Source organism: Calditrichota bacterium, assembly GCA_014359355.1.
GTDB lineage: Bacteria > Zhuqueibacterota > Zhuqueibacteria > JANLFK01 > Oleimicrobiaceae > Oleimicrobium.
The window spans coordinates 1-1725 of record JACIZP010000355.1; the positions used below are offsets into that span (position 1 = coordinate 1).

Annotated in this window: 1 protein-coding gene; it reads left to right on the forward strand. The window is 55.7% G+C overall.

The genetic code is table 11. The features are described 5' to 3' along the window. Positions 1–1725, forward strand: a 1725-nt coding sequence (locus H5U38_14910) for a hypothetical protein (GenBank protein ID MBC7188313.1), incomplete at both ends; no start/stop codon positions are given.

Here is a 1725-nt window from a genome sequence, read left to right on the forward strand (position 1 = left end):
TCTGATTCTCGACTACCGCTTCCCCGCGGGTTCGCTGAAGTCCGTGAACGTCTTCGCTCGCCTCCAGTCCGATTTTCACGACCACCGCACGGTGCTCAACTACCTCGACAGGCGGATCGACTTCACCTACAGGGGCGGGACGAACACCATCGATATGGCGACGAACTCCTTAGACTTTAATCAGGATTTCGGATGGTTCTCGATGCAGCTCAAATTTGCAAACACCTATTCCAAGAATGCCTTGCCCGATTCGCCTTATCTAATATACCGGCAGACAGGAGGGACTGGGGGTGAAGTGGCCGTCAACAAAAAGCCAGAGGACTTGAAGACGCAGGTAGAGTACTATGGACCGGACAAAACGTATCTCTTCAACCTGAACCTTTTCGAGACCACCTACAAGGAGAACCGCCAGGAATACTCGGAGAACTTCCGTGTGCCTTTCCGTTTGGGTCCACTTCTCCACGGCTATCTGAAATTCGGCCGGCAGTTCCGCCGCGGGACCCATAACAATGACCAGGAAACCCCGTACGGCGAGCTCAGGCGCGGGAGTGCGATCAACAATGCCATGGTGGACACGTTGGTGAGTCGCTTTGGAGTCGACTACGATCCTTCCACGGGGATGTTCTCTGCGGTCCATTTCATGGGGGACAGAAAGCTCATGGGTCCTTTCTTGGATAACCAATTCGGGAAGTTCTACTGGGCAGCTGACCCCTCCTTGCCGCTGGCCATGGCACATTACCTCCGCACAGATACCAACTTTGTGAACAAGTCTACAGGGACGAATGCCGGTGGATGGTTTGAAGGCATGTTCCAGCACCTGGCGAACGACTATCGCTACGTGGAGCGCTACTCAGCCGGCTACGCGATGACGGAGTTAAACCTTCCGCCTTTGGGGGAAGTGTTCGGACTTGGTCCTTTCGTGGGTGCCCTCACTCTGGTGGGCGGCGTCCGCTATGAGAGAGTTACCTCCGACTACACTGCTTACAACATGAGAGACGCCAGGAGCCCGCAGGATCAGGAAGACTACTACGAAAAGGTCACCGCCCATCCTGGGAACAAGTTCTTGCTTCCTATGGCCCAGGCGAAGCTAAAGCTCTTGCGGGGTTTGGACCTGCGTTACGCGTACAGTCAGACTCTCGCTCGGCCGGATTACCACCAGCTGTCGCCCAAGTTCACCATAAGCTACGATGGCAACAATGTCTGGGCTGGCAATCCGAAGCTGAAGACCGCCCACGCTTACAACCACGATGCACAGATTTCCATTCACGGCAGCAAGTTGGGTCTGCTGTCAGTGGGGGCATTCTACAAGAAGGTGGAGAACTTTACCTACTACACGCAATACAAGCTGCACAAGACTGCCCCTGCGGGCTTGGATTCTCTGGCCTCCTTTAGGGTCACTTTCCCTGGAGGTGGTTTCTCCGAGCCGAAGGACGGCGCGTGGCTGTACACGTACGTCAACGGCCGCTCGCCTGCGTACGTCAAAGGCATCGAGTTCGACTTCCAGACTAACTTCTGGTATCTGCCCGGAGTGCTCTCGGGATTGGTGCTGGGCGTAAACTACGCGCACATGAAGTCTGAGGCAGTGTACCCGTTGCGGGATGAGAAGACAGTCCCCAACCCGAACTGGAAACCGGGCTCTAAGGAGCCGAGAGTCCTCGTCTTTACCACCGACAGCACTCGCGAGGGGAGGCTGATCTACCAACCAGATGATGTTGCCAACGCCTA